General features: G+C 53.7%; 21 protein-coding genes. 7 read left to right on the top strand and 14 right to left on the bottom strand.

Annotated features, from left to right (window positions below):
• Position 1: 1 nt before the first annotated feature.
• On the bottom strand, positions 2-211 hold the full coding sequence (locus QNN88_RS05950) for a DUF1656 domain-containing protein (protein ID WP_414239795.1): 210 nt from the start codon (positions 209-211) through the stop codon (positions 2-4).
• A 222-nt stretch (positions 212-433) separates the two neighbouring features.
• Here QNN88_RS05950 and slyA point away from each other — a divergent pair, with 222 nt between their 5' ends.
• The gene (gene slyA / locus QNN88_RS05945; RefSeq protein WP_414239403.1) at positions 434-874 is read left to right on the top strand and encodes a transcriptional regulator SlyA; all 441 of its coding nucleotides are present in this window, start codon (positions 434-436) and stop codon (positions 872-874) included.
• 44 nt (positions 875-918) lie between these two features.
• Here the strand turns inward: slyA and slyB are convergent, their stop codons facing one another.
• The gene (gene slyB, locus QNN88_RS05940) at positions 919-1386 is read right to left on the bottom strand and encodes an outer membrane lipoprotein SlyB (protein ID WP_046480503.1); all 468 of its coding nucleotides are present in this window, start codon (positions 1384-1386) and stop codon (positions 919-921) included.
• Positions 1387-1656: 270 nt separating this feature from the next.
• On the opposite strand from slyB, the gene anmK reads away from it, so the two are divergent.
• From anmK to pdxY, 5 genes are all read left to right on the top strand, one after another.
• Complete coding sequence (anmK, locus tag QNN88_RS05935) at positions 1657-2778, top strand: anhydro-N-acetylmuramic acid kinase (protein WP_414239402.1); 1122 nt, start codon at positions 1657-1659, stop codon at positions 2776-2778.
• Between the two features lie 93 nt (positions 2779-2871).
• A complete protein-coding gene (gene mliC / locus QNN88_RS05930) occupies positions 2872-3195 on the top strand; it encodes a C-type lysozyme inhibitor (protein WP_044254665.1) in 324 nt (107 codons plus the stop codon).
• Between the two features lie 58 nt (positions 3196-3253).
• Positions 3254-3910, top strand: a complete 657-nt coding sequence (pdxH, locus tag QNN88_RS05925) for a pyridoxamine 5'-phosphate oxidase (RefSeq protein ID WP_414239401.1) — start codon at positions 3254-3256, stop codon at positions 3908-3910.
• A 126-nt stretch (positions 3911-4036) separates the two neighbouring features.
• Positions 4037-5311: a tyrosine--tRNA ligase gene (tyrS, locus tag QNN88_RS05920; protein WP_061077409.1), complete on the top strand. Its 1275-nt coding sequence runs from the start codon at positions 4037-4039 to the stop codon at positions 5309-5311.
• 66 nt (positions 5312-5377) lie between these two features.
• On the top strand, positions 5378-6238 hold the full coding sequence (gene pdxY, locus QNN88_RS05915) for a pyridoxal kinase PdxY (RefSeq protein ID WP_414239400.1): 861 nt from the start codon (positions 5378-5380) through the stop codon (positions 6236-6238).
• 49 nt (positions 6239-6287) lie between these two features.
• On the opposite strand, the gene gstA is transcribed toward pdxY, so the two are convergent.
• From gstA to blr, 12 genes are all read right to left on the bottom strand, one after another.
• A complete protein-coding gene (gene gstA, locus QNN88_RS05910; protein ID WP_414239399.1) occupies positions 6288-6893 on the bottom strand; it encodes a glutathione transferase GstA in 606 nt (201 codons plus the stop codon).
• 105 nt (positions 6894-6998) lie between these two features.
• Positions 6999-8504, bottom strand: coding sequence for a dipeptide/tripeptide permease DtpA (dtpA, locus tag QNN88_RS05905; RefSeq protein WP_414239398.1), 1506 nt, complete (start codon positions 8502-8504; stop codon positions 6999-7001).
• Between the two features lie 607 nt (positions 8505-9111).
• Positions 9112-9747 carry an endonuclease III gene (gene nth / locus QNN88_RS05900; RefSeq protein ID WP_414239397.1) on the bottom strand — a complete coding sequence of 212 codons (636 nt, stop codon included), beginning with the start codon at positions 9745-9747 and terminating at the stop codon, positions 9112-9114.
• Entirely contained in the window at positions 9744-10442 is a 699-nt protein-coding gene (locus tag QNN88_RS05895; protein ID WP_414239396.1) for an electron transport complex subunit E, read from the bottom strand. The genes nth and QNN88_RS05895 overlap by 4 nt, the downstream gene beginning before the upstream one ends.
• A 3-nt stretch (positions 10443-10445) precedes the next feature.
• Positions 10446-11066, bottom strand: coding sequence for an electron transport complex subunit RsxG (rsxG, locus tag QNN88_RS05890; protein ID WP_414239395.1), 621 nt, complete (start codon positions 11064-11066; stop codon positions 10446-10448).
• A gap of 3 nt (positions 11067-11069) precedes the next feature.
• Complete coding sequence (gene rsxD, locus QNN88_RS05885; RefSeq protein WP_414239394.1) at positions 11070-12128, bottom strand: electron transport complex subunit RsxD; 1059 nt, start codon at positions 12126-12128, stop codon at positions 11070-11072.
• Complete coding sequence (gene rsxC, locus QNN88_RS05880; RefSeq protein WP_414239393.1) at positions 12129-14240, bottom strand: electron transport complex subunit RsxC; 2112 nt, start codon at positions 14238-14240, stop codon at positions 12129-12131.
• Entirely contained in the window at positions 14233-14811 is a 579-nt protein-coding gene (gene rsxB, locus QNN88_RS05875; protein WP_414239392.1) for an electron transport complex subunit RsxB, read from the bottom strand. The genes rsxC and rsxB overlap by 8 nt, the downstream gene beginning before the upstream one ends.
• The gene (rsxA, locus tag QNN88_RS05870; RefSeq protein ID WP_005121199.1) at positions 14811-15392 is read right to left on the bottom strand and encodes an electron transport complex subunit RsxA; all 582 of its coding nucleotides are present in this window, start codon (positions 15390-15392) and stop codon (positions 14811-14813) included. The genes rsxB and rsxA overlap by 1 nt, the downstream gene beginning before the upstream one ends.
• A gap of 76 nt (positions 15393-15468) precedes the next feature.
• On the bottom strand, positions 15469-15909 hold the full coding sequence (locus QNN88_RS05865; RefSeq protein WP_414239391.1) for a DUF2569 domain-containing protein: 441 nt from the start codon (positions 15907-15909) through the stop codon (positions 15469-15471).
• A gap of 78 nt (positions 15910-15987) precedes the next feature.
• Positions 15988-16203, bottom strand: a complete 216-nt coding sequence (gene ydgT / locus QNN88_RS05860; protein WP_061077420.1) for a transcription modulator YdgT — start codon at positions 16201-16203, stop codon at positions 15988-15990.
• Between the two features lie 278 nt (positions 16204-16481).
• Complete coding sequence (gene blr / locus QNN88_RS05855; protein ID WP_061078033.1) at positions 16482-16607, bottom strand: division septum protein Blr; 126 nt, start codon at positions 16605-16607, stop codon at positions 16482-16484.
• Between the two features lie 241 nt (positions 16608-16848).
• Between blr and QNN88_RS05850 the strand changes: the two genes are divergently transcribed.
• Positions 16849-17889 carry an oxidoreductase gene (locus tag QNN88_RS05850; protein ID WP_414239390.1) on the top strand — a complete coding sequence of 347 codons (1041 nt, stop codon included), beginning with the start codon at positions 16849-16851 and terminating at the stop codon, positions 17887-17889.
• Positions 17890-17921: the final 32 nt, after the last annotated feature.

The raw sequence follows: 17921 nt of genomic DNA, 5'->3' as shown, positions 1-17921 counted from the left end.
ATTACCACGCAACCAATAGCAAAAGACCCGAACAGACGCAGAGAGCAAAAATCGACAGATCCATTAATAAAGGGTGCCAGATTTCGCCGGAATAGATGTGCTCACGCAGCAGGCGATGGATGAAAAGCCAGAGGAGAAAGCCCAGCGCAAAGGCTTTAAACAGCGGCGGGAAGTAAACAGATGCGCCAATCATCATGTCTTGTAAGGGCATCCCTGTTGTATTGAGTGTGGAGGTCACAAGCAATCGTCCTTTGCGTCAGGCTACGTGTATACAGGTTTAGCAAAAACCGGTTCGACGCGCGCTTTTTTCGCGTAATGTCTGAAAAATATGTCTGTCAGTAACCAATTGCAGCAATACATTTGTTTTAGCAATACAATTGCTGCACACTATTCTAAAATCAGTATAATATCTTAGCAAGCTAATTATAAGGAGATGAAATTGGAATCGCCATTAGGTTCTGATCTGGCACGGTTGGTGCGCATTTGGCGTGCTTTGATAGACCACCGTCTTAAGCCTCTGGAATTGACGCAGACACACTGGGTAACGCTGCATAATATTCATCAACTGCCACCGGATCAATCACAGATACAACTGGCAAAAGCGATTGGCATTGAACAGCCGTCACTGGTACGTACGCTGGATCAGCTCGAAGAAAAAGGGCTCATTTCACGTCAGACCTGTGTCAGCGATCGCCGTGCCAAGCGTATTAAACTCACGGAAAAGGCAGAGCCGCTGATTGCCGAAATGGAAGCGGTTATCAATAAAACGCGTGGTGAGATTCTGGAAGGGATTTCTGCACAGGAAATTGAGCTGCTGATTAAACTGATCACCCGACTTGAACACAATATTATTGAGCTCCAGTCGCACGATTAATATCATGAAACGTGTGGTCAGCACCTGACCACACGTTAATTCACTTAGCGCGGAGAGACGGTTACCTGACGACCGTTGCTGGCCAGCACGACACGCTGTCCTGCGGAGAAACGCGTATCGCCTTGTTTCTGAACAACCATGATGGTGTTGCCATCATCTTTACGGATTTCCAGCTCGACGCCCTGCGTTTTGTTCATCGCGCCCTGTACGCCTTGTCCAGCGACGCCACCGGCGACAGCACCGGCCGCAGTTGCCAGGGAACGACCTGTACCGCCACCGACAGTATTACCCAGGAAGCCGCCGAGAACAGCGCCGCCAATGGCGCCGATCACGTTTTCATTATCACCAGCCTGAATTTTTACCGGACGGACGTTTACAATCGTACCGTAGGTGACATTCTGTACCTGCTTTGCTTCTGATGCGGTGTAGACATCGCCAGAAAGGCTGTCAGTGTTAGAACAACCTACCAGGGACAAGCCTGCCAGTGAAACGATCAGCACACGTTTAATCATCTAAAAATCTCCTGTTCACCATGAAACGCTACCCAAGCATCCCTCATGGTCAAATTATATGGCATATATGCGTTTAAGGTCACATGTTCTGTCTTAACGATGCAGAAATCATAATAACAGCCTGGTTAACCAACTTTAAACGAACTATTCAGTGAATTTATTAAATCAGCACGGCGAGGGCGCTTTCGGGAAAACATGAATGAAGCGTAGCATTGACTGCGCGTTTATGATGGAGTGTTAGCGCAACGTTATGCTTAAAAAGGAACACGTATGAAATCGGGCCGTTATATTGGCGTGATGTCCGGCACCAGCCTTGATGGTGTCGATGTTGTACTGGCGACGATAGATGACACGATGGTGGCTCAACAGGCGAGCCTCACTTGGCCGATGCCGGTATCCCTCAAACAGGCGATTCTCGATATCTGCCAGGGGCAATCCCTGACGCTTTCTCAGTTTGGTCAGCTTGATGTCCAACTGGGCAGGCTGTTCGCAGACGCAGTTAACGCGCTTCTGGCACAGGAAAAACGGCGTCCGCAGGAGATCGTCGCTATCGGCTGTCACGGGCAAACGGTGTGGCATGAACCCACCGGCGCTGCGCCGCATACGCTGCAGATTGGCGATAACAACCAGATTGTTGCCCGTACTGGTATCACGGTGGTCGGCGACTTCCGCCGTCGGGACATCGCGCTGGGCGGGCAGGGGGCGCCACTGGTGCCCGCATTTCATCAGGCACTGCTCGCGCATCCGACAGAGCGCAGAATGGTGCTCAACATTGGCGGCATTGCGAATCTGTCGCTGCTGATACCGGGGCAACCCGTTCGTGGATACGACACCGGGCCGGGCAATATGCTGATGGATGCCTGGATCTGGCGGCAGTGCGGTAAACCCTATGATAAAGATGCGCAATGGGCAAGCGGTGGAACGGTGATTATTCCCCTGCTGCAAAATATGCTCAGCGACCCCTGGTTCTCGCTACCCGCGCCGAAAAGTACCGGGCGGGAATACTTCAACTACGGCTGGATTGAACGCCAGTTGTCGGCATTCCCGGGAATTGCCCCTTGCGACGTGCAGGCGACGTTAACAGAACTGACAGCGGTTTCCATCTGCGAACAGGTGTTGTTGAGCGGAGGCTGTGAGCGTCTGATGGTTTGTGGCGGCGGCAGTCGTAATCCTTTGTTAATGACCCGACTGGCGAGACTGCTGCCGGGAACCGAAGTGACCACCACCGATGAGGCCGGGATAAGCGGCGACGACATGGAAGCGCTGGCGTTTGCCTGGCTGGCGTGGCGCACGCTGGCTGGACTTCCGGGCAATTTGCCCTCGGTGACCGGTGCCTCTGAAGCCAGCGTTTTGGGCGCTGTTTTTCCCGCCAACCCGCGAACTCAGAGTTAACTGAATTTTTCTTTCGTCTTCTGCCGTTACACTGTGGAGATTACGGAGGGGGAATTCTCCCTCCCGGACCAGGAAAGTCTTCAGGATACGGCTATGAAAAAACTGTTACTCATCTGTTTCCCGCTTATGTTGTCCGGTTGCAGCGTCTACAACCAGTTTGTGGAACGCATGCAGACGGACACGCTGGAATACCAGTGTGATGAAAAACCGCTGACGGTGAAATTGAATAATACCCGTCAGGAGGTGAATTTCGTTTATGACAACAAACTGCTGAATCTGAAGCAGGGTATTTCGGCGTCAGGCGCGCGCTATACCGACGGAATCTATGTGTTCTGGTCGAAAGGCGACGGCGCGACCGTCTATAAACGTGACCGTATCGTACTGAATAACTGCCAGTTACAAAACCCGAAGCGTTGAGATTTCCAGCAGGGCGGCGCACAATAGCGCCACCCACTGACAATCCGTAGCGAACCCCATGTCTGATAACGACGAATTGCAGCAAATCGCGCATCTGCGCCGTGAATACACCAAAGGCGGTCTGCGCCGCCGCGATCTTCCCGCTGAGCCGTTAACGCTTTTCGAACGCTGGCTGGCTCAGGCATGTGACGCCAGACTGGCGGATCCCACCGCCATGGTCGTGGCGACCGTTGACGAAAATGGCCAACCGTATCAGCGTATTGTGTTACTGAAACACTACGATGAAAGAGGGCTGGTGTTCTACACCAACCTCGGCAGTCGTAAAGCGCATCAAATCGAAAAAAATCCGCGCATCAGCCTGTTGTTTCCCTGGCATATGCTGGAACGGCAGGTGATGGTGACAGGCAAAGCCGAACGCTTATCGACGCTGGAAGTGGTGAAGTACTTCCACAGCCGTCCGCGTGACAGCCAGATCGGCGCCTGGGTCTCGAAACAGTCCAGCCGCATTTCCGCGCGCGGGATCCTCGAAAGTAAATTCCTCGAATTAAAACAGAAATTCCAGCAAGGCGAAGTGCCGCTGCCCAGTTTCTGGGGTGGATTTCGCGTCAGCATTGAACAGATGGAGTTCTGGCAGGGCGGCGAACACCGACTGCATGACCGCTTTTTATACCAGCGTGAAAATAACGCATGGAAAATTGACCGTCTCGCGCCATAAACCCGGAAAATTGTTGTGTTAAGCGCTAGCGCTGTGTGCGCCAGCGCTTTATTCTATAGAACTTTCGCGTCTGGCGAAAAGTCGTGTACCGGCAAAGGTGCAGTCGTTTTATACATGGAGATTTTGATGGCAAGCAGTAACTTGATTAAACAATTGCAAGAGCGGGGGCTGGTCGCCCAGGTGACGGACGAGGAAGCGTTAGCAGAGCGACTGGCGCAAGGCCCGATCGCGCTCTATTGCGGCTTCGACCCTACCGCTGACAGCTTGCATTTGGGGCATCTGGTTCCCTTGTTATGCCTGAAACGCTTCCAGCAGGCAGGTCACAAACCTGTGGCGCTGGTCGGTGGCGCGACCGGTCTGATTGGCGATCCGAGTTTTAAAGCTGCCGAGCGTAAACTGAACACCGAAGACACCGTTCAGGAGTGGGTAGACAAAATCCGTAAACAGGTTGCTCCGTTCCTGGATTTCGACTGCGGCGACAACTCCGCTATCGCGGCGAATAACTATGACTGGTTCGGCAACATGAACGTGCTGACCTTTCTGCGCGATATCGGTAAGCACTTCTCTGTAAACCAGATGATCAACAAAGAAGCGGTGAAGCAGCGTCTGAACCGTGACGATCAAGGGATCTCCTTCACCGAGTTCTCTTACAACCTGTTACAGGGTTATGACTTTGCCTGTCTGAATAAACTGCATGGCGTGGCGCTGCAAATCGGCGGTTCCGATCAATGGGGTAACATTACCTCCGGGATCGACCTGACGCGTCGCCTGCATCAGAATCAGGTCTTCGGCCTAACCGTTCCTTTGATCACCAAAGCGGATGGCACCAAGTTCGGGAAAACCGAAGGCGGCGCAGTATGGCTGGATCCGAAGAAAACCAGTCCGTACAAATTCTACCAGTTCTGGATCAACACGGCGGACGCCGACGTGTATCGCTTCCTGAAGTTCTTCACCTTCATGGACATTGAAGAGATCAATGCGCTGGAAGAAGAAGACAAGAACAGCGGTAAAGCGCCGCGTGCGCAGTACGTGCTGGCCGAACAGGTCACGCGTCTGGTGCATGGCGAAGAGGGCCTTATCGCGGCAAAACGCATCACCGAGAGCCTGTTCAACGGTACGCTGAGCGATTTGAGCGAAGCGGACTTCGAACAACTGGCGCAGGATGGTGTGCCGATGGTTGAGATGGAAAAAGGCGCAGACCTGATGCAGGCGCTGGTGGATTCCGAACTGCAACCGTCTCGTGGTCAGGCGCGTAAGACTATTGCGTCAAACGCGATCACCATTAACGGTGAAAAGCAGTCAGATCCGGAATACACCTTCGTCGAAGGCGATCGTCTGTATGGCCGCTACACGCTGCTGCGTCGCGGTAAGAAGAATTACTGTCTGGTGTGCTGGAAGTAATCGAAAGTCAGCAGGGGCGTGGGAAACCACGCCCCTTTCTATTTTCAGGGTTGTGGTAAGTAAAAAATGAAGAATATTCTCGCCATTCAGTCCCACGTTGTTTTTGGACATGCTGGCAATAGTGCCGCGGAGTTTCCGATGCGCCGCCTTGGTGCCAACGTCTGGCCCCTCAATACGGTTCAATTCTCTAATCACACACAGTACGGCAAATGGACCGGCTGCGTTATGCCGCCCTCGCATCTGACCGAGATTGTGCAGGGTATTGCCGATATCGACCAACTCAAGCGCTGCGATGCGGTGCTAAGCGGTTATCTGGGGTCAGCGGAGCAGGGCGAGCATATTCTGGGGATCGTGCGTCAGGTGAAAGCGGTTAATCCGGCGGCAAAATATTTCTGTGACCCGGTGATGGGACATCCGGAAAAGGGGTGCATTGTCGCGCCTGGCGTCGCTGAATTTCATGTTCGCCACGCGTTACCTGCCAGCGATATCATCGCCCCGAATCTGATTGAGCTGGAAATTCTCTGTGAGCACGCGGTGAACAGTGTGGATGAGGCGGTTGCCGCCTCCCGCGAGCTCATTGCACAGGGGCCGGAGATTGTGCTGGTCAAACACCTGGCGCGCGCGGGTTACAGTCAGGATCGTTTTGAAATGCTGCTGGTTACTGCCGATGACGCATGGCACATCAGTCGGCCGCTGGTGGATTTCGGTGCCCGGCAACCGGTGGGCGTTGGTGATGTGACCAGTGGCTTGTTGCTGGTGAAGTTGCTGCAGGGCGCGACCATCCAGCAGGCGCTGGAGCATGTTACTGCGGCGGTGTATGAGATTATGATTGCCACCAAATCGATGCAGGAATATGAACTGCAGGTAGTGGCCGCACAGGATCGTATCGCTCAACCAGAACATTACTTTAGCGCCACACAGCTCTGACTCTCTTGCCGGATGACGGCCTTTACCGCCGCCATCCGGTCTGATTTGGTTACTGTATTCCTTCCGCCTTCAGCGCAGCCGCAACGCCCGGACGTTCAGTCATTCGCTTCATATATGCCGCAATATGGTCTACTCCATCCATATTAAGTTTCACCGCATACGCCCAGCGCAGTACGGTGAAAAGATAGGCATCCGCGATAGTGAAACGCGAGCCACAAATCCATTGTCCCTCTTTGAGCGCGGCATCAACGTACTGCATTTTCTTCTCAAGAAGCGCACGAACGGTCGGTTTATACTCTTCTGGGGTGTCAGGGCGAAACAGCGGCGTGAAGCCTTTATGCAGTTCAGTCGCAATGTAGTTAAGCCATTCCAGCGTCTTATAGCGTGAAATGCTGCTCACGGGAGCCAATAACTGGCGGTCAGGAACGCTGTCGGCGAGATATTGCATAATTGCCACGCCTTCGGTCAGCAGCGTACCATCATCGAGCAGCAGGGCGGGAACCTGTCCTTTTGGGTTGACTGCGAAAAAATCATCGCCGTTTTCCAGGCGCTTCTTCATCAAATCCACGCCTTCCAGCGTGAAATCTTTTCCACTCTCGCGAAGGGTAATATGGGAAGCAAGAGAGCAGGCGCCTGGCTTGTAGAACAGTTTCATCGATAACTCCTTTCAACTGAGGTTTAACGTATCCTGGTTCGGGTTCAGGCAAAAAAAAAGCCGCTAACGCAAAGTTAGCAGCTTCATTATGCGTTTCCCAGAAATTTACGCGGCAGCGGTTTTAGACGCTTCTTCGCGGGGTTCGTCGTCCTGAGTCATGCGGTTCAGTTTCGGCGCCGTCAGCAACATCAGAACAGCGATCACTGCGGTCGCCACGCCAATCTGCAGGAACACACGACCATACACTTCCAGAGACATCAGCGGGTCGGTTACGTTTTCCGGAACAGCCATCATGCTGGCGACATAACCACCAATGATGTTGGCGCCGGCAGTGGTCAGGAACCAGCTACCCATGATGAAGCCCATCAGACGTTGCGGAACCAGCTGTGCCACCATGGCCAGACCCAGACCGGAAATCATCAGCTCACCGATACTTTGCAGACCGTAGCAGATGATCAGCCAGTTAACGGAAACGATACCCGCATCGGTCGCGAATTTGGCACCCAGCGGCAGGATCAGGAACGCCCCTGAACAGAGCACCATACCAATGGCAAACTTCGTCGGCATCGGCAGGGTGTCACCCATCTTGTTATAGATAGCGGCGAGGATAGGGCTACCAATGATGATCCAGAACGGGTTCAGCGCCTGATACTGTTCAGGTTCGAACGCGATGCCAAGAATGGAGTGTTCAACGTTACGGATAGCGAAGAAGTTCAGCGATGTCGGCATCTGGCTGTACAGCACGAAGAAGATGATCGCTTCCAGCATCAGAATGAACGCCACAATCATTTTACGACGAGCCGCACCCTGCATAGAGAAGGCTTCTTTACCGAAGATAATCACAATACCCAGCGCGATGACACCCAGAACCATGCGGGCGATTTGCTGGTTGTGCAGCAGCCAGGTGGCGATCGCGATGAGTGCGACAACGCCGACGATGGTCAGCAGCAGGTTGCGGAAGTTGATCGGCTCGAAGTCAGGTTTAGAACCGTAGTTTTTCACCCAGCGCTGGCAGAACGCGAAGTTCACTACGGTTATCAGCATACCGACAACGCTCAACGCGAACGCGGTGCTCCAGCCGTAATGGGCGGCCAGCCACGGCGTTGCCAGCATAGAGAAGAATGAACCAATATTGACGGACATGTAGTACATCGTAAATGCACCATCAAGACGCGGGTCATCTTTTGCATAGCAGGTCGAGAGCAGCGAGGACGGGTTAGCTTTAAACAGACCATTACCCACGGCAATGGCGGCCATCCCCATATAAACGACGCCGGCGTCGTGCCCGGACCATGCCACCAGGGCATAACCAATGGCCAGTACCACCGCACCGAGCATAATGACGCGCTTGGTACCCAGAACTTTATCGCCTAACCAGCCACCAATGGCGACCAGACCGTAAACCAGGGCGCTAAAGGACGAGAAAAGAGTGATTGAATCCGCTTCAGACATACCCAGTTGTTTAACCAGGTAAACGGCCATAATTCCTTGTAAGCCGTAATAACCGAAACGCTCCCAGAGCTCAATCGAGAAGATGAGATAGAACGCCTTCGGTTGTTTGAAAGCGTTAAGACTGACGCTTTCCGTTGGTTTCTTGTTTGCAGTAGACACTTTAGCCTCTTTTTTTACATCCCATATTAACGGGGGTGTTCTGTCACGTGATACCACTGGGTAGCCGTGAATTGTTATAGTGGGAGGGGGAAACGGCGAGTAATGTTCACTATCTTGCACTTTCAGACAAGTCTTTTGTAATAACCTGTTACATATCTCTCGCGTGGTGGATTCGACGGGGTTGATAAATGTTAGCCAGCGTTAAATTTCTCTAAATGCATAATGGCAGTTTTTTACGCTATCGTGAGGCCCTGAAAATCGCTGTATGGCGATATGTTCTGCTATTTCAGGTGTGATGCAGTGATAAAGGCCAGCATCTAAAAAATAGCCAGTGTAATGTTTTGTGTATAAAAACTGACTCATTGTCATTTGATTGTAGAATTAACCAAAATGAACACAAAATTTTACATGGGTTTATCACTATGATCGGGATCACAGTTGGATAGAAATTTTCGTTATTAAAAAAATGATTAACCTGAATAAGCGCTAATCACCAGGATTATTCATTTGTCTACGCCGATGAGAGTGGAATCATTAACGGGCTGAGAGGAAAGAAGCAGAGGATAACAAAAAGTGATGGCGGGGCGGATGGGGTTGCCCCGACTGGTCAGATATCGACCTTCTCTTTGAACTCACAAAGATCTTCGATGATACAGGAGCCACAACGCGGTTTGCGGGCGATACAGGTGTAACGACCGTGCAGGATAAACCAGTGGTGGCAATCGACCTTAAACTCTGCGGGGACCACTTTCAGCAGTTTCTCTTCCACCTGCTCAACGTTCTTGCCGGGCGCAAACTGGGTACGATTGCAGACGCGAAAGATATGCGTGTCGACGGCGATGGTGGGCCAGCCGAAGGCGGTATTCAACACGACGTTTGCCGTCTTGCGACCCACGCCTGGCAGAGCTTCAAGCGCAGCGCGATCTTCTGGCACCTCGCCATGATGCTGCTCAAGCAGGATGCGGCAGGTCTTAATCACGTTTTCGGCTTTACTGTTAAACAGGCCAATCGTTTTGATATAGGACTTCACGCCCTCAACGCCGAGTTCCAGCATGGCGGCGGGGGTATTGGCAACCGGATAGAGTTTCGCCGTGGCCTTGTTCACGCTGACATCTGTCGCCTGCGCCGATAACAGCACGGCGATCAGCAGTTCAAAGGGCGAGCTGAAATTCAGTTCGGTCGTCGGATGCGGATTGTTCGCGCGTAATCGGGTTAAAATTTCTAACCGCTTTGCTTTATTCATGAGACATTCCCTGGTTCACCGGAGGGCAACTCCGTTGTGACAGACGCACTGGCGCGACGTTTTTTCATCTTCTCATCAATGAGATATTTTACCGCCAGCATGAGTCCCAGGCCAATAAAGGCGCCGGGTGGCAACATTGCCAGCAGGAAAGGAGAGTCGGTGTGGAAAATTTCCACGCGCAGAACCTTCGCCCAGTTACCCAGCAGCCCATCCGCGCCGTCAAACAAGGTTCCGTTGCCGATGATCTCACGCAGAGAGCCCAGCACAAACATAGCGCCGGTTGCGCCCATCCCGATGGAAAACCCGTCGAGCGCAGAGAGCGCCGGACCCTTTTTAGCGGCGAAGGCTTCAGCACGTCCCACCACGATGCAGTTGGTGACGATGAGTGGAATAAAAATCCCCAGCGACTGATAGAGGCCAAAGGCATAGGCGTTAATCAGCATCTGTACCACACTGACGACCGACGCGATAATCATTACATAAATTGGGATACGAATTTCTGCCGGCGTCCAGCGACGTAATGTCGAGACCGCCAGGTTAGTCAGGGTCAACACCAGCGTGGTGGCAAGACCCAGCCCCAACGCATTGGTCGCCGTAGAGGTTACCGCCAGCAGAGGGCACAGCCCCAACAGTTGCACCAGCGCCGAGTTGTTTTTCCACAATCCCTGAACGATGACGTCTTTTATTTCGCTCATGGCTTATTCTCCACAGGCCGGAAGTTGAGAAAGTTGCGCCGGTAGCGTGCGGGCATATAGCCCCGCACGCTTGACGGCATTCACCACTGCACGCGGCGTGATTGTCGCGCCGGTGAACTGGTCAAAATCGCCGCCGTCTTTTTTCACCGCCCAGTGACTGTCATTATCACCCTGAATCTTTTTACCGCTGAAACCGGTGATCCAGTCAGACAGTCGCAGTTCAATTTTATCGCCCAGACCCGGCGTTTCATGGTGTTCCGTCACGCGGGTGCCCAATACCGTGCCGCTGAAATCGGCACCGACCAGCAACTGGATAGCGCCGGAATAGCCATCCGGCGCTGTCGATTCAAGTACGGCCGCCACGGGCGTACCGTCCTGCTCAGCAATATAGACGCGATGTTCACCTTTCCCCAACGCGGGCGCGCTCACCACGAAGCAACGATCCTGCAAGCGGTTATTGTAGCGATTGGCCGGCAGGACCTGATCAAACAGCGCTTTTTGTTGAATGGCTGCCTGCTCATCAATGGTGGTTTTAGTCATCAGGTTAATGGCGGCGGTCAGTCCGGTCGATCCTGCCGCAAACAGCGCCAGGGTGATGCCATGTTTACGAATCGTTTTCAGCATGGATTATCCTTTGCGGTGTCCGTACACGCGAGGACGCGTGTAGTAGTCAATCAGCGGGACCGTAATATTGGCCAGCAGCACGGCAAAAGCCACGCCATCCGGATAGCCGCCGAAGCTGCGGATTAACCATACCAACAAGCCCGCCAGCGCGCCGAACACCAGACGACCGCGATTGGTCGTCGAGGCCGTCACCGGATCGGTCAAAATAAAGAAGGCGCCGAGCATCGTCGCGCCCGAGAGCAAGTGAATTTGCGGGGAAGCAAGCGCATCAGGCGCAAATAGCCAGCCCAGCGTCGCACAGACGCCCAATGAGAGCAGGAAGCTTACCGGAATATGCCAGCGAATGGCTTTTTGCTGTAGCAGGAAAATACCGCCCGCCAGCCAGGCCAGGTTGACCCATTGCCAGCCCGCACCGGCAAAGATGCCGCTATAAATGGGGTATTGCATGATCTGCGCAACGGAATGACCTGCATGAAGGGACGTCTTGAACGTATCCAGCGGTGTCGCCTGGCTTACCCCGTCAATCCCCATGCGTAATGTGTTCATGTCGCCGCCGCTTACCGTGTGGCCGGTAAAAATGACCTGCAAAGCGTCAATCAGACCAGGCGTGTTTGCGGCAATCTCATGCGGTGGCAGCCAGCTTGTCATCTGAACAGGGAAGGAGATCAGCAGCACCACATAGCCAATCATCGCCGGGTTGAACGGGTTTTGTCCCAAACCGCCATATAACTGCTTGGCAATGACCACGGCGAATACCGTACCGAGGATAACCATCCACCACGGTGCGAGCGGGGGAATACTGACGGCAAGCAGCAGACCGGTCAGCAGCGCGGAGTTGTCTTTTAAAATTGTCAGCACCGGTTGCTTACGTAATCTGAGCACGGCGGCTTCCGCCAGCAGCGCACTGGCGCAGGCGAGGATGATCTGAAACAGCGTTCCCCAGCCGAAAAACCACCCTTGCACAGCAATGCCCGGCACCGCGGCCACTAAGACCAGCAGCATAATGCGCGAGGTTTGACGCTGATTATGCGTATAGGGAGAGCTTGCGATTCTGAATACCATTTATTCCTCGTTAACAACCTGCTGCAGAGCGTCTTTTTTAGCTTTAGCGCGAGCAATAGCGGCGGCAATGGCGGCTTTGCGCGGATCCACGGGTTCAGCCGGAGCGGCGGGTTCCCTGCTGGCCTGCTGCTCCTGTTTACGCGCTTTGGCACGGGCGATAGCGGCTTCGACAGCGGCTTTGCGCGGATCCACCGGTGCGGCGGGTTCACTGGTGGCCTGCTGTTCCTGTTTACGCGCTTTCGCACGGGCGATAGCGGCTTCGACAGCGGCTTTGCGTGGATCCACTGGTGCGGCGGGTTCACTGCTGGCCTGCTGCTCCTGTTTACGCGCTTTGGCACGGGCGATAGCGGCCTCGACAGCGGCTTTGCGTGGATCCACCGGTGCGGCGGGTTCACTGCTGGCCTGCTGTTCCTGTTTACGCGCTTTTGCACGAGCGATAGCGGCTTCGACAGCAGCTTTGCGCGGATCGGCGTCAACCGCGGTTGTATTCTCTGTCTGTTTTGCCCGGGCCAGCGCTTTACGCGCTTCGCGAGCGGCAATCACCGCGCTATTGTCTGGTTTTTCACCGGCTTTGATCATCACCGGTTGCGTCGCCTGCGCCTGTTTCTCTTTGACGCGAGCCAGGGCGGCGGCAATGGCATCCTGATCTTTTGCCGCAGGTTGTACGGCCGCTTTTTTATGACGTTCCAGACGCGCCGCTTTTTCCCGCTCCAGACGAGCCTGCCGCGCTTCGAAACGCGCTTTAGCCTCTGCTGCGCGTTTCTCTTCCTGGCTTATTGCATTAAGTTCGGCTTTTTCCTGACGGAAATATTGCACCAGGGGAATATTACTCGGGCAGACCCAGGCGCAGGCACCGCACTCAATGCAGTCGGCGATATTGTGCGCCGTGGCTTTGTCATGCTGCTGCCCCTTACTGAACCAGTAAAGCTGCTGGGGCAAAAGATCGGCCGGGCAGGCGTCGGCACAGGCGCTACAGCGAATGCAGCCTTTCTCTTCCTGAGGTTCACCCATCTCTGTCGCTGACGGCGCCAGCAAACAGTTGGTGATCTTTACTACCGGCACATCGAGCCAGGGCAGGGTGAAGCCCATCAGCGGACCGCCCATAATCACCATCTGATCGGCAGACGGGCAGAAACCGGCATCATTTAACAGATGTTTCACCGGTGTCCCGAGTCTTGCCCAGACGTTGCCCGGACGACTGACCGCCTCACCGGTGAGGGTCACAACGCGCTCGGTAATCGGTTCGCCGTCAACGATGGCGCGTTTCACCGCATACGCTGTGCCAACGTTTTGCATCAGCACGCCGATGTCGGAGGACCGACCGCCGTGCGGAACCTGCTTACCGGTCAGGATTTGGGTTAACTGTTTAGCGCCGCCCGACGGATATTTCGTCGGGATCACCCGCAGCGCAATGTCCTGCGCGTCGGCCAGCACCGCACGCAGCATTGAGATCGCCTGCGGTTTGTTATCTTCGATACCGATCAGGACTTCACGCGGTTGCAGAATATGCGCCAGGATGCGGATACCCTCAACGACCTGCGCCGCGCAATCCTGCATCAGACGATCGTCGGCGGTGATATAGGGTTCACATTCCGCCGCGTTAATGATCAACGTTTCAATTTTGTCGCCGCCACCCTGCAATTTATTGCCGGTTGGAAAGCCAGCGCCGCCGAGACCCGCCACGCCAAACTGGTGAATGCGGGTAATGAGTTCTTCACGGGTACGGGCGCGGTAATCCTGCCAGCCGTCACGTTCCGTCCAGCGGTCTTCGCCGTCGGCATCGATGATCACGCTCAGCTCGGCCAATGCCGAAGGATGCGCCGTTGAGTGGGGGGCAATCGCGACGACCGTCCCGGAAGTCGGCGCATGAACAGGGAGCATTCTTCCCCAGCCACGGGTTAACGGCTGTCCGCGCAAAACGTGTTGCCCTGCGGCGACGCACAGTTCACCTTCGGCACCGATATGTTGTTTGAGCGGAATCACAAAGCGCTGCGCGAGGGGAACCTGACGCAACGGCGTACCGTTTGACTGGGATTTCATTTCCGGCGGATGGATACCACCGTTGAAATCCCAGATCTTATCTTTTCTGAAAGCAGAGAATAACTTAAGCATGTTGTTCCACGGGGATATTACGCACGGGGATCGTGTTCAAATCCCACTTCCAGCTGTCAGGTGTTTCGGCGACCGGGCGCAGTTCAATGCAGTGAGTCGGGCAGGGGTCAACACACAGATTGCAGCCCGTGCACAGCTCGCTCATTACTGTGTGCATTGCGCGCGTTGCGCCAATAATGGCGTCCACCGGACACGCCTGAATACATTTAGTGCAGCCGATACAGTTGGCTTCATCAATCACCGCCAGCATGCGGACCGGCGCAAGTTCTTGCTCACCGCCATCAATCGGCTGGGGGTCCACGTTGAGCAATTCCGCAATTTTGAGCATGACGGCTTCGCCACCAGGCGCACAGCGGTTAATTTTTTCACCCTGACTACCAATCGCCTCCGCATAGGGGCGACAGCCAGGATAACCGCATTGCGCACACTGGCTCTGCGGCAGAATTTCGTCAATTTTTTCAACAACAGGATCATCCTCTACCGCGTAACGGCGGGAGGCGTAACCCAGGATAGCGCCGAACACCAGGCCCAGCAGGCTCACGGCGGCAACGGCAATCCAGATAGCATTCATTACAACTTCACCAAACCACTAAAGCCCATAAAGGCCAGAGACATTAACCCGGCGGTAATCAGCGCAATGGCGTTACCACGAAAAGGAGCAGGAACATCCGCGACGGCAAGACGCTCGCGGATCGCCGCAAACAGCACCATCACCAGCGAGAAGCCGACAGCGGCGGAAAAACCGTACAGCGCCGACTGTAAAAAATTATGACCGAGATTGATATTCAGCAGCGCCACGCCGAGAACCGCACAGTTGGTGGTGATCAGCGGTAAAAAGATCCCCAACAGGCGATAGAGCGCCGGGCTGGTTTTACGCACCACCATTTCAGTAAATTGCACCACGACCGCGATAACCAGAATAAAGGCCAGCGTGCGCAGATAAATAAGATCGAGCGGAATCAGGATCCAGGTGTCAATCAACCAGGCGCAGATTGAGGCCAGCGTCATCACAAATGTGGTCGCAAGCCCCATTCCCATTGCGGTTTCCAGTTTTTTGGAAACGCCCATAAAGGGACAAAGGCCCAGAAACTTAACCAGTACAAAGTTATTGACCAGTACAGTTCCGACAAACAGCAGCAGGTAATCAGTCATTTTTCGGCCTGAAATAAAAAAGCCGCCTATTATCTGACAATCTACAGCAGGCGACAACAGGTTAACTGTAGGGTTATTACGGGTTCACAAAGGTGCTTTTCACACGCCTTGAGCGTTTGAAATAGGGCACCAGGAGCGCCGCAGCCAGCAAAGGGAAAATCAGCTGACGCACCGCTAACGCATCGGGTACAGGCGAAAAGGCGAACGCTTTGATCGCCAGCAAGACCGAGACGAGTAGCCAGATAATATAGTGTTTGGGCACACTGCGTCTGCGCTTGAAGAACGCAATCGTCAGCCACAGGGTGTAATACCACATGGCGATCGCGGTGAGAAAAGAGACGCCCCACAACAGCAGATTGCCGGTACTTTGCTCGGCCAGCATCGCAAACGTTTTGGGCGAGGCGAGAGCAGTGGCATACAGAAACAGGGCCAGCGTTGCGCTCAACAAGGCGACTAAAAGCCAGGCCAGTGGGCCCAGTAACCAACCGCCAATGCGCTGTGCCGGTGTTGTGGTCATAAAATCTCCGGAATTGCCAGACGTACCGTTCTTTTTGGGGCAATTATTATAAAGCTTTTACCGGCAAGCGCTACTTTCTTATTGCACGTAGTGCCAGACGGATTTCGGTACCTGGCCGACATCAAAAAGGCGACCGCCGGAGACCAGTTCTGCGCGGCGATGATCGGCTGCGCGATACATATTGATAATGTCACGATCGTCGGTCAGGGTGTAATGCAGATGGTCAAACAGTTTTTCCAGGCTTTCCAGTGAGCTAATTTTGCGAAATTTTAATAAATAATCCTGAACAGTCATAAACAGGGATCCCTATTATAAAAATAAAGCTTACGTGTGGTGAACGAAAATAAACCTTCGGTGATGAAAACCGACAGGTAAATGCAAATAAGTATTTTCTAAAATGGTGTTTGACGTGTCAGACGACATCAGAACGAAGGGTAACGTGCTTCGCCATGACTGGCAACATGCGCAGGCCCAGGAAGGCGCACAATCGGCTTTTTCAGATAATTTTACCGCTTTTTTTTACACTCAACAGGGAAAACAGACTCGCCAGGCGACAAACGCCGCCTGGCTTGTTATTTCTGCTGTACTGCGGCGGTGGGTTCAGGGGGCTGATAATTATCAATATGATTAGCGACGCCCAGGAGGACCACGGAGACCGCAAGAACCACCCAACCTGTTAATTCAATAAGACGATCGATGACTGACGACATTTGCGTTGATTTATCCTTAAATACAGGTTGCAGATGTTACTCAGCAATAATTTTTCCGGCAAGTGTTTTGGGAACGATTTCAGTGACTTTATAATGGCAAAATGCGCGAAAGTGACATTTATTTGACTTAAGTTAATTAACGGCCTTTTTCGCTGCGGGGTGATTAAACTATTGTGAGTGGTTCATGGATAGTGTGAAATAGTTGCAGACTGAAACGAGAGGCATAGATATGAGTGACAACATCCGTGTAGGACTGATTGGCTACGGATACGCCAGTAAAACCTTCCATGCTCCCCTGATTGACGGCACGCCGGGACTGGAACTGGCGGTAATATCCAGTAGCGATGCAGCGAAAGTGAAGGCGGACTGGCCTTCCGTGGCCGTTGTCTCTGAGCCGAAGCATCTGTTTAACGACCCTAATATTGATCTGATTGTTATTCCCACGCCTAACGATACCCACTTCCCGTTGGCCAAAGCGGCGCTGGAAGCGGGTAAACATGTCGTTGTGGATAAACCTTTTACCGTGACACTGTCACAAGCGCGTGAGCTGGATGCGCTGGCGCGCAGCCTGGGGCGGGTGCTCTCTGTTTTTCACAATCGTCGCTGGGACAGTGACTTTTTGACCCTGAAAGCGATGCTCGCAGAAGGTGTATTGGGTGAGGTCGCCTATTTTGAATCCCATTTCGACCGTTTTCGTCCGCAGGTACGCGATCGCTGGCGTGAGCAAGGGGGACCGGGAAGCGGTATCTGGTACGATTTAGCGCCGCATCTCCTTGATCAGGCGATCAATTTGTTCGGTCTGCCGGTCAGTATGACGGTGGATTTAGCCCAGTTGCGACCCGGCGCTCAGTCAACCGACTACTTCCATGCCACGCTTTCCTACCCGCAGCGCCGGGTTATCTTGCACGGAACGATGCTGGCGGCGGCGGAATCTGCTCGTTACATCGTACATGGTTCGCGCGGCAGCTACGTGAAGTACGGTCTGGATCCGCAGGAAGAGCGCCTGAAAAATGGCGAACGCTTGCCGCAGGAAGACTGGGGCTATGATATGCGTGATGGCATTGTCACACGTGTTGAAGGCGAAACGCGGGTAGAAGAGACCTGGCTGACCGTGCCGGGAAATTATCCGGCGTATTATGCCGGGATCCGTGATGCGTTGAACGGTAACGGTGAAAACCCGGTGCCGGCGAGCCAGGCCATCCAGATTATGGAACTGATTGAGCTGGGAATTGAGTCGGCGAAACATCGTTCGACATTATGTCTTGCCTGATGTCAGAAAAACCCGATGAAGTTCATCGGGTC

The sequence above is a fragment of the Citrobacter sp. ANG330 genome, assembly GCF_047467925.1.
Taxonomy (GTDB): Bacteria; Pseudomonadota; Gammaproteobacteria; order Enterobacterales; family Enterobacteriaceae; genus Citrobacter_A; species Citrobacter_A amalonaticus_G.
Note: the sequence above shows the minus strand (reverse complement) of the source record. Positions and strands in the feature narration are given on the sequence as shown.

Excerpts from the sequence above, each read along its gene's own strand:
- QNN88_RS05950 (WP_414239795.1), bottom strand. The coding sequence starts at position 211 with ATGCCCTTACAAGACATGATGATTGGCGCATCTGTTTACTTCCCGCCG.
- slyA (WP_414239403.1), top strand. The coding sequence starts at position 434 with ATGAAATTGGAATCGCCATTAGGTTCTGATCTGGCACGGTTGGTGCGC.
- slyB (WP_046480503.1), bottom strand. The coding sequence starts at position 1,386 with ATGATTAAACGTGTGCTGATCGTTTCACTGGCAGGCTTGTCCCTGGTA.
- anmK (WP_414239402.1), top strand. The coding sequence starts at position 1,657 with ATGAAATCGGGCCGTTATATTGGCGTGATGTCCGGCACCAGCCTTGAT.
- mliC (WP_044254665.1), top strand. The coding sequence starts at position 2,872 with ATGAAAAAACTGTTACTCATCTGTTTCCCGCTTATGTTGTCCGGTTGC.
- pdxH (WP_414239401.1), top strand. The coding sequence starts at position 3,254 with ATGTCTGATAACGACGAATTGCAGCAAATCGCGCATCTGCGCCGTGAA.
- tyrS (WP_061077409.1), top strand. The coding sequence starts at position 4,037 with ATGGCAAGCAGTAACTTGATTAAACAATTGCAAGAGCGGGGGCTGGTC.
- pdxY (WP_414239400.1), top strand. The coding sequence starts at position 5,378 with ATGAAGAATATTCTCGCCATTCAGTCCCACGTTGTTTTTGGACATGCT.
- gstA (WP_414239399.1), bottom strand. The coding sequence starts at position 6,893 with ATGAAACTGTTCTACAAGCCAGGCGCCTGCTCTCTTGCTTCCCATATT.
- nth (WP_414239397.1), bottom strand. The coding sequence starts at position 9,747 with ATGAATAAAGCAAAGCGGTTAGAAATTTTAACCCGATTACGCGCGAAC.
- QNN88_RS05895 (WP_414239396.1), bottom strand. The coding sequence starts at position 10,442 with ATGAGCGAAATAAAAGACGTCATCGTTCAGGGATTGTGGAAAAACAAC.
- rsxG (WP_414239395.1), bottom strand. The coding sequence starts at position 11,066 with ATGCTGAAAACGATTCGTAAACATGGCATCACCCTGGCGCTGTTTGCG.
- rsxD (WP_414239394.1), bottom strand. The coding sequence starts at position 12,128 with ATGGTATTCAGAATCGCAAGCTCTCCCTATACGCATAATCAGCGTCAA.
- rsxC (WP_414239393.1), bottom strand. The coding sequence starts at position 14,240 with ATGCTTAAGTTATTCTCTGCTTTCAGAAAAGATAAGATCTGGGATTTC.
- rsxB (WP_414239392.1), bottom strand. The coding sequence starts at position 14,811 with ATGAATGCTATCTGGATTGCCGTTGCCGCCGTGAGCCTGCTGGGCCTG.
- rsxA (WP_005121199.1), bottom strand. The coding sequence starts at position 15,392 with ATGACTGATTACCTGCTGCTGTTTGTCGGAACTGTACTGGTCAATAAC.
- QNN88_RS05865 (WP_414239391.1), bottom strand. The coding sequence starts at position 15,909 with ATGACCACAACACCGGCACAGCGCATTGGCGGTTGGTTACTGGGCCCA.
- ydgT (WP_061077420.1), bottom strand. The coding sequence starts at position 16,203 with ATGACTGTTCAGGATTATTTATTAAAATTTCGCAAAATTAGCTCACTG.
- QNN88_RS05850 (WP_414239390.1), top strand. The coding sequence starts at position 16,849 with ATGAGTGACAACATCCGTGTAGGACTGATTGGCTACGGATACGCCAGT.